Raw genomic sequence first — 16391 nt, forward strand, 5'->3', positions numbered from 1 at the left:
TGACTCGCTTTCTATTCGGTTCCGCTGTCGCTGGCGAGCACCTGCTGGATCAGCGTCACCTCGTCGGCGCCGCTGTCCGGGACGATGAACCCGTCGAGGGCGCAGATGTCGTCGACGGACGCGAGGATGTCGTCGGGCGAGGCCGGTTCGGGGCCGGAGTACCAGCCCGGCGTGACGCCGAGGAAGATCCGCCCGACCCGGCCGCCGCCGACGGTGAGGATGTGCCGGTTCAGCGTGCACTGCTCGGAGGCGAGGAACGTGGCGACGGCGGCGACGTGCCGCGGGTCGAACCGGTCGGCGAGCTCGCCGAGCAGCCCCTCGGTCATCCGGGTCGCGGCCGTCGGCGCGATCGTGTTGACCAGGATGCCGCGGCGGGCGCCCTCGAGGGCCAGCACGTTCATGAGCCCGACCAGCCCGGCCTTGGCCGCGCCGTAGTTCGACTGGCCGAAGTTGCCGAACAGCCCCGACGAGGAGCTGGTGAGCACAATGCGGCCGTAGCCCTGCCCGACCATGTGCGGCCAAGCGGGGCGCAGCACGTTGAACGCGCCGGCGAGGTGCACGTCGAGGACCGCGGTGACGTCGTCGGCGCCCATCTTGGCCAGGGTCCGGTCGCGCAGGATGCCGGCGTTGTGGATGACGGCGTCGACCCGGCCGAACGCGTCGACGGCGGTCCGGATGAGGGCGGCGCCGCCCTCGGCGGTGGCGACCGAGTCGGTCGAGGCGGCGGCGGTCCCGCCGGCCTTCACGATCTCGTCGACGACCTGCTGGGCGGCGCCCGACGAGCCGGAGCCGTCGAGCGACCCGCCGAGGTCGTTGACGACGACCGACGCGCCGCGCTCGGCGAGCGACAGGGCGTGTGCGCGGCCGATGCCGTTGCCGGCGCCGGTGACCACGACGACCCGGCCGCTGAGGTCCACGCGGGCGCTCACCGCTCGCTCCCGAGGACGGCGACGAACGCGACGCAGGAGCCGGGCTGCCCGCCGAGGTTCTGCGCGACGGCCAGCCGGGCATCCGGCACCTGCCGCTCGCCGGCCTCGCCGCGCAGCTGGGTGAAGCACTCGAACATCATCCGCAGGCCGGTGGCGCCGATCGGGTGGCCGAACGACTTGAGGCCGCCGTCGGTGTTCACCGGCAGCGCCCCGCCGAGGTCGTAGCGGCCGTCGAGGATGTCGCGCCAGGCCTTGCCGCGCTCGGAGAAGCCGAGGTCCTCCATGAGCACCACCTCCGTCGGGGTGAAGCAGTCGTGGACCTCCGCGAGGGAGATCTGGGTCGCGGGGTCGGTGACGCCGGCCTGCTCGTAGGCCTGCCGGGCGGCCTCGACCACCTCGGGGAACGTCGTGAAGTCGTAGCCGTCGGCGGCCAGCCCGGCGCCGGAGCCGGCGACGAAGCTCATGCCGCGCAGGAAGACCGGCTTGTCGGTGTACCGGTAGGCGTCCTCGGCCCGCACCAGGATCGCCGCTGCGGCACCGTCGGAGACGCCGGAGCAGTCCATGACGCCGAGCTGCCCGGCGATGCGCGGGCCCTTCTCGACCGTCTCCGCGGTGACCGCCTTCTGGAACTGTGCCCGGGAGTTGCGGGCGCCGTTGGCGTGGTTCTTCACCGCCACCCGGGTGAGCGCGTCGCGCATGCCGCGGGCGTCCACGCCGTACGCCTCCTGGTAGGCGGGGGCGAGCAGCGAGAACCCGGCGGGTGCGGTCCAGTCGACGGCGGTGCCGTCGTCGGGCGGGTAGACGGCGGACAGGCCGGACTGCGACGAGTCCTTGAGCTTCTCGACGCCGGTCGCCATCACCATGTCGTAGGCGCCGGACGCGACGGCGAACGCCGCGTTGCGGAACGCCTCCGAGCCGGTGGCGCAGTAGTTCTCGACGCGGGTGACGGGCTTGCCGACCAGCCGCAGCGGCCGGGCCAGGGTCTGCCCGGACATGCCGGAGCCCTGGGTGCCGACCCAGAACGCGTCGACGTCGTCGAGGGTGACGTTCGGCAGGGCGCCGACGCACTCGGTGACGGCGTCGACGAGCAGGTCGTCGGCCGAGGAGGTCCAGTGGTCGCGGAACTGGGTGCAGCCCATCGCGACGATCGCGACGTCGTGGGCCATGCGCCTACTGCCCATCGGTGTAATCCTTTGCGGGACGCAGTTTCCAGAAGTAGTTGTGGATGCCGTCGGTGGTCCAGAGCCGCCGGAACGTGGGCGTCAGCGTCATCCCGACGGTGACGTCGCCAGGCGGCGTGTCGGTGGCGTAGGCCGTGAGCCGCCCGCCGCCGTCGACGTCGGCGACGACGATCGCGACGTCGGTCTCCGGCATCGTCGTGAGGTGGTCGCGGGTGACGGAGACGACCCGGGCCGCCCGGTCGCGCAGCGACACCTTCGCGTTGCCGTCACCGGCGATGCCGCACGCGGCGCAGACCCGCCCGGGCGGGGTGGTGACCCGGCCGCAGGCGCCGCACTGGCTGCCCTCGAGGCGGTACTTCCAGCCGGCCCGGCGGTGCATCGGCGGCGACGCCGGCGCGGGCGCGGCGGGGCGGGCCGGGCCCTGCACGTCGAGCAGGCCGCGCCAGCGCAGGTACCGCCCGTAGCCGACGGTCTGCCGGCCGGCGAGCCGTTCGCGCACGGCCGGGCCGCGCCGCGCGGACCGGACCCCGTCGGCGACCCGGAACACGAACGCGTCGGCGCCCTCGGTCGCCGACAGCAGCAGAATCGTCTGCCCCGGCTCGGCCCGGTCGAGGGCGTCGGCGAGCAGCAGGCCGGGGTGGGCGGCGCCGGTGAACCCGGTGGCCCGCTCGACCGCGGCGTCGTCGCCGGAGCCGCGCAGCCGCTTGCGCAGGGCCGCGGCGGCGCGGGCGTTCGACGAGGAGACGACGACGTGGTCGGCGGCGTCGAGGGCCGCCTCGGCGAGGGCCCGGCGGGCGGCGGCGAGGCCGGCCTCCGTGAGGATCTCGGCGGTGAAGCGCTCGTCCCAGACCCGGTCGTGCCGTTCGCCCGGCAGCCGCCAGCGTTCGAGGATCTCGGCGGTGTGCGCGGCCCGGGCGAGCAGGACGGCAGCGGCGGTCCCGCCGACGAACGCGGCCGCGGCGTCGCCCTGGGCCAGCTCGTCGGGTGCGCCGGGCCGGGTGGTGCGCAGGTCGGCGAGGGCGGCCGCGGCACCGGTCGCGGTGACGAGGTCGAGGGCGGTCGCGCCGGAGCGGTGCCCGCGCAGGTCGGCGGCGGCGACGCCGGGGTCCAGGCCGAGGGCCTCGTGCACGATCCCGGCCGACGTCTTCGCCTCGTAGGGCGCGCTCGTCGTGGCGAGCAGCAGCTGCCGCCCGACCGGTGCTACCGGGAGGTACCGCAGCGCCTCGACGGCCATCGTGACCGTGTCCTCGTCGAACGAGGCGACGCTGCGGGACGGGCCGCCGGGGCGCGCCGGCTCCGTCGCGTCCAGGCGGTTGTCGGCCAGGGCGTAGGCCGGAAGGTAGGCGGCGTAGGCGCCGATGCCTGACATGTGTTTCAGCTCCACGAAGGTATGGCGGCCAGCAGCCGCTTCGTGTACTCCTGCTCGGGGTGGTCCAGGACGTGCTCGGTGCTGCCCTGCTCGACGACCCGCCCGCCGCTCATCACGGCGATGCGGTCGCACAGGTCGCTGGCGAGCATGAGGTCGTGCGTGACGAACAGCAGCCCGATGCCGAGCTCGTCGACGAGGGTGCGGAACAGGCCCACCACCTTCGTCTGGGTGGTGACGTCGAGGGCGGTGGTGCACTCGTCGGCGATCACCAGCGCGGGGCGGGTGACGACGGCGAGGCCGATGGCGACCCGCTGGCGCAGGCCGCCGGAGAGCTGGTGTGGGTAGCTGTCGAGGACCCGCGCCGTGTCGGTGATGCGCATCTGCTCCAGCACCTCGACCGAGCGCCGCTCCACCTCGGCCTTCGTGATGCCGCGGACGTGCCGGTGCAGCACCTCGCCGAGGTGGGTGCGGACCTTCATGAGCGGGTTCAGCGAGCGCGAGGCGTCCTGGAAGACCATGCCGGCGGCGGTACCGCGGATCCGGTCGGTGCGGTCGACGCCGGGCGCGACGACGACGTCGCCGGCGAGCTCGATCGCGCCGGCCGCGACGCGGACGTTGCGCTCGAGGAGCCCGACGACGGACCGGGCGAGCGTGGTCTTGCCGCTGCCGGACTCGCCGACGACGCCGACGATCTCGCCGCGGCCGATCGCCAGGTCGACCCCGTCGAGCAGGGTCAGGTCGTCGTGGGCGAGCCGGGCGGTGATGGACAGGCCCCGGACGTCGAGCAGGCTCATCGGCGCCTCTTCCGCGGGTCGTGGTGGGTGAGCAGGGCGTCGCCGAGGAGGTTCACCAGCAGGACCAGCAGGGTGATGGCCAGGCCCGGGAAGAACGCGATCCACCAGGCCTGGCTCAGCTCGTCCTGGCCGGAGGCGAGCAGCGAGCCCCAGCTGATCATCGGCGGGACGACGCCGAGGCCGAGGAAGCTCAGCGCGCTCTCGATGAGGATCGCGGTGCCGACCTGCAGGGTGCCCAGGGCCACGATGGTGCCGGCGAGGTTGGGCAGGACGTGGCGGAACACGATCCGCGTCTCGGACGCGCCGGCGGCGCGCAGGCCGAGCACGAACTGCCGCTCGCGGATGGCCAGGGTCGCCGAGCGGGTGACCCGGGCGCAGACGGCCCAGCCGGTGAGCGCCAGGACCAGGAACAGCACGGGCAGGGAGCTGCCCCGGTTGGAGATGATCGCGAGGGCGATGAGGATGAACGGCAGGGCCAGCTGGGCGTCGATGAGCACCGAGATGACCCGGTCGACCCAGCCGCGGAAGTAGCCGGCGAGCACGCCGAGCAGGGTGCCGGGGCCGATCGCGACGACCGCGCCGACGAGGCCGATGACGATCGTGATCCGGCCGGCCGTGACGAACTGGCGCAGCACGTCCTGGCCGAGCTTGTCGGTGCCGAGCGGGTGCGACCAGGCGCCGCCGGCGAGGAAGCCGGGCGGGCGGCGGGTCGCGTCCAGGTTCTGCCCGGCCTCGGGCAGCAGGCCGGTCAGCGGCAGGACGAAGACCAGGATCGCGGCCGCCGCCAGCGGCAGGGCGAGCCAGAAGACCGAGGTCCGCCGCCGGCGGCGCCGGCGCGGCGGGGTGGCCGGCGCGGTGCCGTCGCCGGTCGTGGTCTCGAGTTCGAGCTGGGTCACGGGGTCACCTCACCCTCGGGTCGACGATCGAGTGGATGACGTCGACGAGCAGGTTGAGCAGGACGAAGGTGAGCGCGCCGAAGACGACGATCGCCTGCACGAGCGGGAAGTCGCGGAACTGGATGGCCTGCAGCGCGAGCTGGCCGAGGCCGGGCCAGGAGTAGACGTACTCGACCGCGACGGCGCCGGAGAGCAGGATGCCGGTCTGCAGCACGACAATGGTGAGGATCGGCATCATGGCGTTCTTGAACGCGTGGCGCCAGACGACCCGCAGCGGGGCGATGCCGCGGGCGCGGGCGGAGTCGATGTAGGGCTCGGCGAGGGCCTCGCTCATCGACGCGCGGGTCAGCCGGGCGATCTGCGCCATGGGGTACACCGACATCGTCAGCGCGGGCAGCACGAGGTGCCGCGGCGTGCCCGACTGCCCGGCCGGCAGCCAGCCGAGCTTCACGGCGAAGAGGACCACGAGCATCATGCCGAACCAGAAGACCGGCACCGACTGCCCGAGCAGGGCGAGGGTCGAGGCGGCCCGGTCCCACCAGGTGCCCTCGCGGCGGGCGGCGAGCACGCCGAGCGGCACGCCGATGAGCACGGCCAGGGCCATGCCGCCCGCGACGAGCTGCAGCGTGAACGGCAGCCGGTCCATGATCATGGTGGTGTTCGGCTGGTAGAACTGCAGCGACTGGCCGAGGTCGCCGGTGAAGACGCCCTTGAGGTAGTCGAGGTACTGCACGATGAGCGGCCGGTCGAGGCCGAGCTCGTGGCGCAGCTGGACGCGCTGCTCCTCGGGGGCCATCGGGCCGAGGATGGTGGCGGTCGGGTCGCCGGAGAGGCGGCCGAGCAGGAACGCCATGCTCAGCGCGATGAGCAGCGAGGCGAGCAGGGCGGCGACCCGGGCGCCGGCGCGACGCAGGGTGCCGGCGTTGAGCCGCCCCTTCGGCCGCGTTGCTGCGGGGCGCGTCTGCGTGCTGGTGTTCATCGGCGGGACCTCCAGCGCGCGCCGGGCATGGCGGCGAGCAGCTCGCGGGTGTACTCGTGCTCGGGGGTGGCGAAGACCGTCTCGCACGGCCCGGACTCGACGACCCGGCCGCGGTGCATGACGTGCACGTCGTCGCAGACCGAGCGCACGACGGCCAGGTCGTGGCTGATCATGAGCAGCGCGGCCCCGGTGGTCGCCCGGATCTCCTTGAGCAGGGCGAGCACGTCGGCCTGGACGGAGACGTCGAGGCCGGAGGTCGGCTCGTCGGCGACGATGAGCCGCGGGCGCATGAGCAGCGCGCGGGCGATGCAGACCCGCTGCGCCTGGCCGCCGGAGAGCTGGTGCGGGTAGCGCTCGAGCATCTCCGGCGCGAGCCGGACCCGGCCGAGCAGGCCGGTGTCGTCGATCCAGGCGGTGCGCTTCGGCTGCAGGCTGCGCAGCTCGCGCAGGCCCGACCGGACGGACTGGCGCGGGTCGAGGGAGCCGTGCGGGTCCTGGAAGACCACCTGGACCTCGGGCCGCAGCCGGCGCAGCTCCTTGCGGCCGACCGCGGACAGCGAGTGCCCGAGCAGCCGGATGTCGCCCTCGCCCCGCGGACCGAGGCCGGTCGCGGCCATGGCCAGGGTCGTCTTGCCGGAGCCGGACTCGCCGACGACGGCGACGCTGCGGCCGGCGTCGATGCGCAGCGACACGCCGTCGACCGCCCGGAAGACCTCGCCGGTGCTGCGGTTGCGGTGCTCGACGACGAGGTCGTCGATCACCAGCACGGGGGTGTCGGTTTCGGGGGTGCGGAGGTGCCGGGCGACGTCGCCGCCCGGCACTCCCGTCTCGACTGCCTCGGGCATCGTCAGCGGGTCGTCTTCGTGAAGTCGACGGTGTTCAGCGGGCCGAACACCACACCCTTGACGCCGTTGGTCGCGTAGTTGAACACCTGCCGGTAGAGCGGGACGTAGCAGTGCTTGTCGACCACGCCCATCGTGTTGAGCTGCTCGTACATCGGCGCGGCGGCCTGGGCGCTGTCCTGCTCCAGGGCCTTGCCGACCAGCTCGTCGATCTGCGGGTCGGGGCAGTTGCCGGTGATCGACTTGGTCTTCATGAAGCCGCTGGCGAAGTAGTCCGGGGTGGCGACGTTCGGGACACCGGCGAAGATGGCGATGCCGGGGACCTGGCGGCCGACGACCCGCTTGACCAGCGTGCCGTAGTCGATCGGGACATAGGTGACCTTGAAGCCGGCCTTCTCCAGGGCGCCGCCGACGGCCTGCGAGACCTCTTCGATGTTGGTGTACTGCGCGGCCGGGTAGGTGATCTGCACGGCCGGCGCCGAGGAGCCGACGAGCTCCTTGGCCTTGGCCGGGTCGGCCTTGACGCTCTGCGCCGGCTGCTGGCCCGGGTTGATGTTGAGCAGGCCGGTGTCGGCGACGGCCTGGCCGTCGAAGATGCCCTTGACGATCGCGTCCCGGTCGATGGCCAGGGCGGCGGCCTCGCGCAGCTTCGGGTCGTTGAACGGCGCCTTGGTCGAGTCGAGGAACGCGATGATCTTCATGGCGGTCTCGGTGCTGACCACGTCGATGCCGGCCTTCTTGGCCTCGTTGGCCTGCGCGGGCGGCAGGTCGAAGGAGACGTCGACGCTCTTGCTCTGGATCAGCGCGAGCCGCTGCGCGGCCTCGTTGGCCCAGGTGAAGGTGATGCCGTCGTTGGCGGCCGCGGTGCCCCAGTAGCTCGGGTTCTTCTTGACCGAGATGTCGCGGCCGGCATGCGCGCCCGCCCAGACGTAGGGGCCGGTGCCGATCGGCTCGGCCGCGAAGCCCTCGGAGCCCTTGTCCTTGTAGTACTTCGGCGGCACCAGGTAGACCGTGGTGAGCAGGTCGGGGATGTTGTACTGCGGGGTCTTGGTCTTGACGACCACGGTGCTCGCGTCGGGGGCGTCGACGGCGGTCACGTTGGTGAAGTAGGACTTCAGCTGCGACGCCGCGGTGTCGCGGGTGAGCAGCAGGGTGTTGGCGACCGCGGCCGCGTCGGCCTTCTCGCCGTTGCTGAAGCTGACGCCGTCACGGACCTTCAGCGTCCAGGTGGTCGGGTCGGTGCGGGTCCAGCTCGTGACCAGGCCGGTGTCGGTCATGGCCAGGGCCTTGTCGGTGTTGATCAGGGGCTCGAGCATCGTCGCCCAGACGATCTGGGCGGAGCGGGCGCCGACGATGGGGTCGAGGGTGGCGGGCTGGGCGGCCAGGAGCGCCCGGACGGTGAGCGGTCCGGCCGACTGGGTGCTGCCGGGCTCGGAGCCGCCGCAGGCGGCGAGCCCGGCGCTCGCGATCGTGAGGGCGGCGGCCAGCGCCAACGGCCGCCGGGATCGCAAGATTCTGATGATCATTATGGACGTCCTTCACAAGCGATGGACTGTGACGTGTCACCGCGGTCAGCGGCCGTGACGCTGGCCACAAAGTACCGACCAGCCGGTATCAAGTCAACAGGTCCACGGCGTATCGCGATTGTGACGATCGGATGACATCGGGCGCCCAGCCAGCGGCGTTGCCTTCATACCGACCGGTCTGTATGCTGCGCCGGTGACCATCACCCTGACCCGCGAGCACGACGGCCGTGTCGCCCGGGTGTGCTACGACAACGCGACGCGCGGCAACTGCTTCGACGACGCGGCGCTGCGCGAACTGGTCGACACCCTGGAGACCGCCGCGGCCGGCGAGGCCTGCGCGGTCGTCCGCCTCGACATGGCCGGCCGGCACTTCTGCGGCGGCTGGGACACCTCGTCGTTCGCCGCCCTCGCGGCCACGACCGCCGCCGCCGTCGCCGACGGCCTGCGCGACAGCGACGCCGCCCTGCGGCGGGTGCGGGCCCTGCCCGTGCCCGTCGTCGCCGCCGTCCGCGGCAAGATCATCGGGTTCGGCGCCGGGCTGCTCGCCGCGGTGCACCTGCCGGTGGCCGCCGCGGACGCCGTGCTCACGCTGCCGGAGGCCCGCTACGGCTTCGCGCCGGCCGGCGTCGGGCACACGATCGCCCAGGCCCTGCCCCGCGCCCACGCCTACGACCTGCTCACCGGCGCCGCCACGGCGAGCGCCGCACAGCTGCTCGCCTGGGGGCTGGTCGCCCGGGTGGTCCCCGCCGCCGACCTCGACGGCGCGGTGGACACGCTCGTCGGCGACCTGGCCGCGGTACCGGGGGAGACGCTGCGGGCGGTGGTGGAGGTCGTCGAGTCGAGCCTCGCCACCGGCTCCCCCGAGCGCGCCTACCAGGTGTCGGCGCGCACGATCGTCACCGGAGCGTCGCGGTGAGCGGGCGGTTCCGGGCCGGCGAGGCCGTCTGGATCGAGCTGTGCACGCCCGACCCGGCCCGGGCCGAGGACTTCTACCGCGCGCTGCTCGGCTGGAGCGTCCGGCACGAGCAGCTGGGCAGCACGACGTACCGGATGTGCAGCGTCGGCGGCCGCGACGTCGCCGGCATCTCCGACGCCACCGGCCTGCACGGCGGCCGGCCCCGCGGCTGGATCACCTACTTCGCGGTCGACGACATCGAGCGCTCCGCGCAGCTGGCGGTCACGCTCGGCGGCGAGCTCGTCACGCCGCCCCGCTACCTGCCGGCCGCCGGCTCCGGCGCCGCCGTGATCGACCCGTTCGGCGCCGCGTTCGGCCTCTACCAGGGCGAGTCGCGGGCCGGCGTCGAGGTGCTCAACGCGGTCGGCGCGCTGTGCTGGAACGAGCTGGACACCGGCGAGCCGGCCGCGTCCGTCGACTACTACCGGGCCCTGTTCGGCTACACCACCCAGCAGCGCGACGACTCACCGACGGCCCGCCCGTACACCGTGCTCATGCTCGGCGACGTACCCGTCGCCGGCGTCCTCGAGCTCGACAACGAGTGGCCCAACCTCATCCCGTCGAAGTGGATCACCTACTTCACCGTCGCCGACCTCGACGACGCGCTCGCCCGGGTGACCGCCCTCGGCGGCCAGCCCACGGTCGGGCCGGTCGACACCCCGCACGGGCGGCTGCACCTGGTGAAGGACCCCGGCGGGCACACGCTGTGCCTCATCCAGCTCGAGGGCGGGCTCCGCCACGACCCCTCCGACGACCCCTCCGACCGGGCGGTGCGCCGATGATGACCGAGCCCCTCTTCGACTCCGCCCAGTTCCGCCAGGTCTGCGGGCACTTCCCGACCGGCGTGACGGCGGTGACCGCGGTGACCGGCCCGTCCTCGGGCTCGGCCGTCGCCGCGCTGACCGTCAACTCCTTCACGTCGGTATCGCTGGAGCCGGCGAAGGTGCTGTTCTGCGTCGCGAACTCCTCGTCGAGCTTCCGGGTGCTCATGGACTCGGCCCGGATCGCGATCCACATCCTCAGCCAGGACCAGGAGGACGTGGCCCTCCGGTTCGCGACCTCGGGCCTGACCGGCGCCGAGAAGCTCAGCGGGGTGTCCTGGGTGCCCGGCCCCGACGGGGTGCCGCTGCTGCCCGGTACGCCGGCGGTCCTCGCCGGCCGCCGCAACGAGGTGATCACCAGCGGCGACCACGTGATCGTGCTGCTCGACATCGACCACGTCCACCTGAAGCCGACGAAGGTGCCGGCGCTGTCCTTCTACCGGGGCCGTTTCGCAGCCCCGGTGACCGCCGTCGAGTGACACCCCCTTCGGCGCCGCCGGCACCGTCCCCTCGGCGCCGCCGGCGCCGATCTTGAGGTTGTGGCGCCGCGACACTCCCACAATGTCCGGGTTTGTCAGGCGCCACAACTCCAAGATCGACGCTGAGGAGCGGGCGAGCGCCCGCGGACCGGCACCGACGTGACGGGCCGGCGCGGGCGCGCCCCCGTCAGGCGTAGTAGCGGAACAGGATCTCGGCCGCGCAGCAGGTCTCGCCCGTCTCGGCGAACTCGACCACGACGGACGCCTTGGCCTGTACGCCGTCGGCGTCCTTGAGCGGGTCGGCGGAGACGAGCGTCGCGACGCCCTGGATCGGCGTGCCCGGCGGCAGCGGCTTGACGAACCGGACGCGGTCCAGGCCGTAGTTGACGCCCATGGAGTACGACTCCACCTCGAGAATGTCCGCGAGCAGGAGCGGGACCAGGGCCAGGGTGAAGAAGCCGTGGACGATGGTCGAGCCGAACGGCCCGGACCGCGCCCGCTCGACGTCGACGTGGATCCACTGGTGGTCGCCGGTCACGCCGGCGAACAGGTTCACCTGCTCCTGGGTCACCACCTGGGCCGCGCTGGCGCCGAGTTCCTTGCCGGCGAGGGCGGTCAGGTCGCGCGGGGCGGGTACGACGGTCTTGCGTGCGGGTCGCATGTCACTCCGATCTGGCGGCGCTGTCGCGCTGCGCCGCGATGTGTTCGGTGAGGGTGTCCCATTCGCGGTCCCAGGCCGCGTCGTCCACGGGCGGCCGGGCGACGCGCAGCATCCGCCCGACGGCGGTCGGGTCGAGCACGGCGATGCGGGCCGCGAGGGCGTCGACGTGGGCTTCGAGGGCGTCGCCGGGGACGACCTCGCTGACCAGTCCGTGCCCGGCGGCCTCGGCCGCGGTCCAGGTCTCGCCGGCGATGAGCAGCCGGCGCGCGGCGGCCGGGCCGACGGCCTGGGGCAGCAGGACGCTGGAGCCCCAGCCGGGGACCTGGCCGACGGCGATGTGCCGGTCGCCGATGCGGGCGGTGTCGGCGGCGACGGCGATGTCGCAGGCGAGCAGCAGTTCGAGGCCGCCGCCGAACGCGGCCCCGTTGACCGCGGCGATCGTCGGCACCGGCGCGGCGCGGACGGCCCGCACGAGGCGGCGGCCCCGGTCGAGGAACGCCCGCAGGGCGGCCTGGTCGCCGAGCAGGCTCGTCGCCTCGGTCAGGTCGGCGCCGGCGCAGAAGCTGCGGCCGCTGCCGGTGAGCACCAGGACCCGCACCGCGGGATCGCCGGTCGCCAGCCACGCCTCCAGTCCGGCCATCACGGCGGAGTTGCAGGCGTTTCCGGTACCGCCGCGATCGATGCGGGCCCACAAAGCGGCACCGCGGCGGGCGAGCGCGACGGGGCTCACGACAGGCTCACGCAGAGCTTGCCGAACGCTTCCCCGGCCAGCATCCGGGCGGCCTGCGCGCGCACGTCGGCGAGGTCGGCGGTGCTGTCGACGGCGGGCCGGATGCGGTGCGCGGCGACGAACGCGACGAGCGCCTCGAACTCGGCGAGCGTGCCCATGGTCGAGCCGTGCACGCTGATCTCGCGGGCGAACAGCCGGGCCAGGTCGAGTTGGGCGGCGAAGCCGCTGGTGCCGCCGCAGACGACGATCGTGCCGCCGGCCCGCGTGGAGCGGGTGGAGTGCTCGAAGGTGGCCGGGCCGACGGTCTCGACGACGACGTCGGCGAGCTGCGGGACGCGCTCGCCGCTGCCGATCGCGGCGGTGGCGCCGAGGGCGAGGGCGCGCTCGCGCTTCCCGGGCGAGCGGGAGGTGACGACGACGGTGGCGCCGGCCGCGGCGGCGAGGCCGATCGCGGCGGTGGCGACGCCGCCGCCGGCGCCCTGCACGAGCACGACGTGGCCGGGTTCGAGGCGGGCCTTGGTGAACAGCATGCGGTACGCCGTGAGCCACGCGGTCGGCAGCGCCGCCGCCTCGGACCAGCTCAGGTGGCCCGGCTTGGCCACCAGGTGGCCGGGCGGCACGGCGATGCGCTCGGCGAGGACGCCGTGGCCGGCGTCGGGCAGCAGGACGGCGTGTTCGACGATCCTGCCGTCCGGCTTCCTCGGGACCACCGGGTACACGATCACGTCGCGGTCCCCGGCGACGCCGGCGGCGTCGCTGCCGATGACGTGGGGGCGGGTTCCGGTGCCCTTGTTGGCGCCGCGCAGGGTCCAGATGTCGTGCATGTTGAGGGCGCCGGCGCGCACGTCGACCTCGACCCAGCCGTCCGGCGCCGGTGCCGGGTCGAGGTCGCCGACGCGGATGGCCTCGGCGGGCCGGTCGGCGTCGGGCTCGACGAGGTACGCGGCCCTCATCCGGCGGCCCGCTCGGTGGGGCCGTTCCAGAAGGCGACGTCGGACAGGTCGGCGCGGGCGGCGGGGCGGAAGTCGAGGCCCTTCGTGTAGGCGACCGGCAGCAGCGTGATCGGCCGCCAGTCGTCGGGCAGGCCGAGGGCGGCCTGGACCCGGCCGGCCTTGTGGGCGAGGGCCGTGGCCATCACCGAGCCGAGGCCGCGGGAGCGCAGGGCGAGCTGGAACGACCAGGCGAACGGGAAGATCGAGCCGTAGTACCCCGAGGCTGTGCCGCCGACCGGGTGCTGCGGGATCGGCTTGGTGCTGCACAGCACGACGAGGACCGGCACCTGCTCGAGGTGGTCGACGAGGTACTTCACCGCCTTCAGCACGCGGGTCTGCCGCGCCTGCGTCACGGGGTCCGGCCGCACCGACGGCGACAGCCGGGTGGTGGTCGCCGCCTCGCCGCTCGCGAGGGGTCCCTCGACCGTCTGGTGCCAGACCTCGGTGTACAGCTCGGCCAGCCGACGTTTCAGGGCCGGGTCGTCGACGGCGACGATGCGCCAGTCCTCCAGGTTGGAGCCCATCGGGGCCTGCTGGGCGAGGCGCAGGCACTCCTCGACGACGGCACGGCTCACCGGCCGTTCGAAGTCCATGCGGTTGCGCACGGCGCGGGTCGTCGTGAGGACCTCGTCGATGTCGCGGATCACGGGGGTGCTCATGCGACCTCCGCTCCGCTCCGGCCGCACGAGCTCCAGACTGAGCCCATGATGAGCGGCCTCCTCCGCTGCGCTCCGGAACCACTCATGCGTACTCCTCTCCGGTGAGCCGCTCGACGGGCTTGTCGTCGTAGGGCAGCGGCTCGCCCCAGCGGTCGAGGTAGGCGACGGCGTTGACGGGCTTGCGGGCCGCGACCCGGAAGTCGGTGCCCTGGGTGTACGCGACCGGCAGCATCGTGATCTGCAGCGCGTGGTCGGGGATGCCGAGCAGCGCGGCGGCGGCCGCGGCGTGGTGCAGGTGCAGGGTGGTGATGACGGTGCCGAGGCCGCGGGCCCGCAGCGCCAGGTTGAACTGCCAGATCGCCGGATACAGCGAGCCGTAGACGGCCGAGTTCGTGCCGGCGCCGCCCTTGGCCGGGTTCGGGCGGGTGGCGCACGGGATCAGCAGGTACGGCGCGCGGCCGATGTTGTGCGCGAGATCCTCGGCGCCGCCGAGGATGCGGGCCGTGCGCGCGCTGAGGCTGCCGTCCGCGTTGCGGCCGCCGAGGCGGTCGCGGACGATCGGGCTGTCGGCGTCCTGCAGCGGCCGCTGCACGTACTCGACGTACGCGGCCAGGTACAGCTCGGCGAGCGCCGCCTTGGTGCGCGGGTCGCCGACGACGAGCCACCGCCAGTCCTCGGCGGCGCCGCCGGTGGGCGCCTGGAGGGCGAGCTGGAGGCACTCGCCGACGAGGCCGAGCGGGACCGGGCGGTCGTAGTCGAGCCTGCGGCGGACGGACCGGGTCGTGGTCAGGACGTGGTTGAGGTCGGTGAGCGGCTTCACGTCGGGTAACCCATCAGCTCGGCGATGTGCAGGGTGTCGCAGTACTCGCGGACGGCGGCGATGCCGGTGGGGCGCACGTCGACGACCCACAGGTAGCGGTTCTGGTACCGGCCGCCGCCCAGCAGGGCCTCGCCGGTCGCCTCGACGGCCACGAGCGTGTCGTCGGCGATCCAGCGCTGCGGGGTGACGGTCACGGCGGCCGACCTGTACACCCCGCTGGCGATGCGGGCGCGCATCGCCCCCAGCTTGTCGGCGATGGGGACGACGCCGTGGAACGGGCTGGCCGCGATGTCGCCCCGCCGGTGGAGGCGGCCGCGGTCGCGGTCCGGGCCCGTGTCGGTCCACCAGGTGGCGTCCTCGGTGAACAGCTTCCCGAACGCGTCGAGGTCCCCGGCCGCGAGGGCGGCCCACATGGTCGTCACCGCTGCCGGTGCGTCCTGGTGGACCGGTTCGGGGTGCTCGGTCGTACTGCCCGGGACGGGTTCTCCGTCGCCGACCACCTGCTGGGCGTGGAGGGTGTCGAGGTACTCGCGCACCGACACGATCGCGCCGTGCGCGTCGACGTCGAAGACGAACCCGTAGCGGTTGGCGTAGACCGCGCCGGAGGCGTGCACGCCGTGGCCCTCGACCTCGATGACGCAGGCGTCGTCGCCGGCGACGATGCGGCGCGGGATCTGCCGGCAGCCGGTCGGGAACGCGGCCGGGCCGAGCTCGCGCATGAGCGCGAGCTTGTCGTCCATGCGCATCGCGCCGTGCAGCGGGAAGCGCCCGCTGCCCTCCCCCGCGTGGTCGCCGCCGCGGCGGTCGGGCCCGGAGTCGACCCACCAGGTCGCGCCGGGCGCGCACAGCCTGGCGAGCCCGCCGAGGCTGCCCCGGTCGAGGGCGGTGATGAAGTCCATACCAGCTCGGACGGCCCGCGTCACGTGCCCTCCTTCGTATTTGCATACCGACTGGAAGGTATCTATCACGTCACGCCGGCAGTGCTCAAGCTAGTGTGGCATTCCGACCGGCTGGTATTCTCTCGGCGTGTCGTACTCCGAGATTCGCGCGGCCGTTCGAGCGGTCTGCGACGACAAGGTCGCCCCCAACGCCGCGCTCGCCGACGAGCGGGCCGAGTTCCCGCAGGCCTCCTACGACGCGCTGCGGGCCGCCGACTTCCACGCCCCCCACGTCCCGGCCGAGTACGGCGGCGCCGACGCCGACGCCCTCGCCACGGTGATCGTCATCGAGGAGGTCGCCCGCGCCTGCGGGTCGTCCTCGCTGATCCCGGCGGGCAACAAGCTCGGCACCATGCCCCTGCTGCTGGCCGCGTCCGAGGAGCTGCGCCGGCGCTACCTGCCGCCGGTCGCCCGCGGCGAGGCGATGTTCTCGTACTGCCTGTCCGAGCCGGAGGCCGGCAGCGACGCGGCGAGCATGCAGACCCGCGCCGTCCTGGACGGCGACACCTGGGTCCTCAACGGCGTGAAGCGGTGGATCTCCAACGCGGGTGTGAGCGAGTACTACACGGTCTTCGCCGTCACCTCCCCCGGCGAGCGCGCCCGCGGCATCTCGGCGTTCGTGGTGGAGAAGTCGGACCCGGGCGTCAGCTTCGGCGCCCCCGAGCGCAAGCTGGGCATCAAGGGCTCCCCGACCCGGGAGGTGTACCTCGACAACGTGCGCATCCCGGCCGACCGGATCATCGGCGAGCCCGGCACCGGCTTCGCCACGGCGATGCGCACGCTGGACCACACCCGGGTGACGATCGCGGCCCAGGCGCTG

Annotated in this window: 18 protein-coding genes; 4 read left to right on the plus strand and 14 right to left on the minus strand. The window is 73.6% G+C overall.

The features are described from left to right. Positions 1-11: 11 nt before the first annotated feature. Genes ABZS66_RS27900 through ABZS66_RS27935 form a run of 8 tightly spaced genes read right to left on the minus strand, consistent with a single transcriptional unit; the run spans position 12 to position 8516 of the window. Complete coding sequence (locus ABZS66_RS27900; RefSeq protein ID WP_354762617.1) at positions 12-929, minus strand: SDR family NAD(P)-dependent oxidoreductase; 918 nt, start codon at positions 927-929, stop codon at positions 12-14. Continuing rightward, positions 926-2110, minus strand: a complete 1185-nt coding sequence (locus ABZS66_RS27905) for an acetyl-CoA acetyltransferase (protein WP_354762619.1) — start codon at positions 2108-2110, stop codon at positions 926-928. Before ABZS66_RS27905 ends, ABZS66_RS27900 begins: the two co-directional genes overlap by 4 nt. Then, positions 2100-3479: a zinc ribbon domain-containing protein gene (locus ABZS66_RS27910; RefSeq protein ID WP_354762621.1), complete on the minus strand. Its 1380-nt coding sequence runs from the start codon at positions 3477-3479 to the stop codon at positions 2100-2102. Before ABZS66_RS27910 ends, ABZS66_RS27905 begins: the two co-directional genes overlap by 11 nt. A gap of 5 nt (positions 3480-3484) precedes the next feature. After that, complete coding sequence (locus ABZS66_RS27915) at positions 3485-4273, minus strand: ABC transporter ATP-binding protein (RefSeq protein ID WP_354762623.1); 789 nt, start codon at positions 4271-4273, stop codon at positions 3485-3487. Then, the gene (locus ABZS66_RS27920; protein WP_354762625.1) at positions 4270-5169 is read right to left on the minus strand and encodes an ABC transporter permease; all 900 of its coding nucleotides are present in this window, start codon (positions 5167-5169) and stop codon (positions 4270-4272) included. The genes ABZS66_RS27915 and ABZS66_RS27920 overlap by 4 nt, the downstream gene beginning before the upstream one ends. A 4-nt stretch (positions 5170-5173) precedes the next feature. Beyond that, positions 5174-6148 carry an ABC transporter permease gene (locus ABZS66_RS27925; RefSeq protein WP_354762627.1) on the minus strand — a complete coding sequence of 325 codons (975 nt, stop codon included), beginning with the start codon at positions 6146-6148 and terminating at the stop codon, positions 5174-5176. Then, positions 6145-6993 carry an ATP-binding cassette domain-containing protein gene (locus tag ABZS66_RS27930; RefSeq protein WP_354762629.1) on the minus strand — a complete coding sequence of 283 codons (849 nt, stop codon included), beginning with the start codon at positions 6991-6993 and terminating at the stop codon, positions 6145-6147. The genes ABZS66_RS27925 and ABZS66_RS27930 overlap by 4 nt, the downstream gene beginning before the upstream one ends. A gap of 2 nt (positions 6994-6995) precedes the next feature. Beyond that, positions 6996-8516, minus strand: coding sequence for an ABC transporter substrate-binding protein (locus ABZS66_RS27935; protein ID WP_354762631.1), 1521 nt, complete (start codon positions 8514-8516; stop codon positions 6996-6998). A gap of 193 nt (positions 8517-8709) precedes the next feature. Here ABZS66_RS27935 and ABZS66_RS27940 point away from each other — a divergent pair, with 193 nt between their 5' ends. From ABZS66_RS27940 to ABZS66_RS27950, 3 genes are read left to right on the plus strand one after another with little or no spacing between them, the layout of a single operon-like run. Continuing rightward, entirely contained in the window at positions 8710-9432 is a 723-nt protein-coding gene (locus ABZS66_RS27940) for an enoyl-CoA hydratase/isomerase family protein (RefSeq protein ID WP_354762633.1), read from the plus strand. Beyond that, positions 9429-10253, plus strand: coding sequence for a VOC family protein (locus tag ABZS66_RS27945; protein ID WP_354762635.1), 825 nt, complete (start codon positions 9429-9431; stop codon positions 10251-10253). The genes ABZS66_RS27940 and ABZS66_RS27945 overlap by 4 nt, the downstream gene beginning before the upstream one ends. Beyond that, the gene (locus ABZS66_RS27950; protein WP_354762637.1) at positions 10250-10771 is read left to right on the plus strand and encodes a flavin reductase family protein; all 522 of its coding nucleotides are present in this window, start codon (positions 10250-10252) and stop codon (positions 10769-10771) included. Before ABZS66_RS27945 ends, ABZS66_RS27950 begins: the two co-directional genes overlap by 4 nt. Before the next feature lie 187 nt (positions 10772-10958). Here the strand turns inward: ABZS66_RS27950 and ABZS66_RS27955 are convergent, their stop codons facing one another. From ABZS66_RS27955 to ABZS66_RS27980, 6 genes are all read right to left on the minus strand, one after another. After that, positions 10959-11432: a MaoC family dehydratase gene (locus ABZS66_RS27955; RefSeq protein ID WP_354762639.1), complete on the minus strand. Its 474-nt coding sequence runs from the start codon at positions 11430-11432 to the stop codon at positions 10959-10961. A gap of 1 nt (position 11433) precedes the next feature. Continuing rightward, entirely contained in the window at positions 11434-12162 is a 729-nt protein-coding gene (locus tag ABZS66_RS27960; RefSeq protein WP_354762641.1) for an enoyl-CoA hydratase/isomerase family protein, read from the minus strand. Further along, positions 12159-13115 carry a zinc-binding dehydrogenase gene (locus tag ABZS66_RS27965; protein ID WP_354762643.1) on the minus strand — a complete coding sequence of 319 codons (957 nt, stop codon included), beginning with the start codon at positions 13113-13115 and terminating at the stop codon, positions 12159-12161. The genes ABZS66_RS27960 and ABZS66_RS27965 overlap by 4 nt, the downstream gene beginning before the upstream one ends. Next, a complete protein-coding gene (locus tag ABZS66_RS27970) occupies positions 13112-13813 on the minus strand; it encodes a nitroreductase family protein (RefSeq protein WP_354762645.1) in 702 nt (233 codons plus the stop codon). Before ABZS66_RS27970 ends, ABZS66_RS27965 begins: the two co-directional genes overlap by 4 nt. 82 nt (positions 13814-13895) lie before the next feature. Continuing rightward, the gene (locus tag ABZS66_RS27975) at positions 13896-14633 is read right to left on the minus strand and encodes a nitroreductase family protein (RefSeq protein ID WP_354762647.1); all 738 of its coding nucleotides are present in this window, start codon (positions 14631-14633) and stop codon (positions 13896-13898) included. Beyond that, on the minus strand, positions 14630-15556 hold the full coding sequence (locus tag ABZS66_RS27980) for a nuclear transport factor 2 family protein (RefSeq protein WP_354762649.1): 927 nt from the start codon (positions 15554-15556) through the stop codon (positions 14630-14632). The genes ABZS66_RS27975 and ABZS66_RS27980 overlap by 4 nt, the downstream gene beginning before the upstream one ends. A 103-nt stretch (positions 15557-15659) precedes the next feature. Between ABZS66_RS27980 and ABZS66_RS27985 the strand changes: the two genes are divergently transcribed. Further along, positions 15660-16391: acyl-CoA dehydrogenase family protein (locus ABZS66_RS27985; RefSeq protein WP_354762651.1), on the plus strand; the 732-nt coding region annotated here is incomplete at its 3' end.

It is taken from the genome of Dactylosporangium sp. NPDC005572, assembly GCF_040605515.1.
Lineage (GTDB): Bacteria > Actinomycetota > Actinomycetes > Mycobacteriales > Micromonosporaceae > Dactylosporangium.

Coding starts and splice junctions, on each gene's coding strand:
- ABZS66_RS27905 (WP_354762619.1), bottom strand. CDS start 2,110: ATGGGCAGTAGGCGCATGGCCCACGACGTCGCGATCGTCGCGATGGGC.
- ABZS66_RS27910 (WP_354762621.1), bottom strand. CDS start 3,479: ATGTCAGGCATCGGCGCCTACGCCGCCTACCTTCCGGCCTACGCCCTG.
- ABZS66_RS27915 (WP_354762623.1), bottom strand. CDS start 4,273: ATGAGCCTGCTCGACGTCCGGGGCCTGTCCATCACCGCCCGGCTCGCC.
- ABZS66_RS27925 (WP_354762627.1), bottom strand. CDS start 6,148: ATGAACACCAGCACGCAGACGCGCCCCGCAGCAACGCGGCCGAAGGGG.
- ABZS66_RS27930 (WP_354762629.1), bottom strand. CDS start 6,993: ATGCCCGAGGCAGTCGAGACGGGAGTGCCGGGCGGCGACGTCGCCCGG.
- ABZS66_RS27935 (WP_354762631.1), bottom strand. CDS start 8,516: ATGATCATCAGAATCTTGCGATCCCGGCGGCCGTTGGCGCTGGCCGCC.
- ABZS66_RS27950 (WP_354762637.1), top strand. CDS start 10,250: ATGATGACCGAGCCCCTCTTCGACTCCGCCCAGTTCCGCCAGGTCTGC.
- ABZS66_RS27955 (WP_354762639.1), bottom strand. CDS start 11,432: ATGCGACCCGCACGCAAGACCGTCGTACCCGCCCCGCGCGACCTGACC.
- ABZS66_RS27965 (WP_354762643.1), bottom strand. CDS start 13,115: ATGAGGGCCGCGTACCTCGTCGAGCCCGACGCCGACCGGCCCGCCGAG.
- ABZS66_RS27970 (WP_354762645.1), bottom strand. CDS start 13,813: ATGAGCACCCCCGTGATCCGCGACATCGACGAGGTCCTCACGACGACC.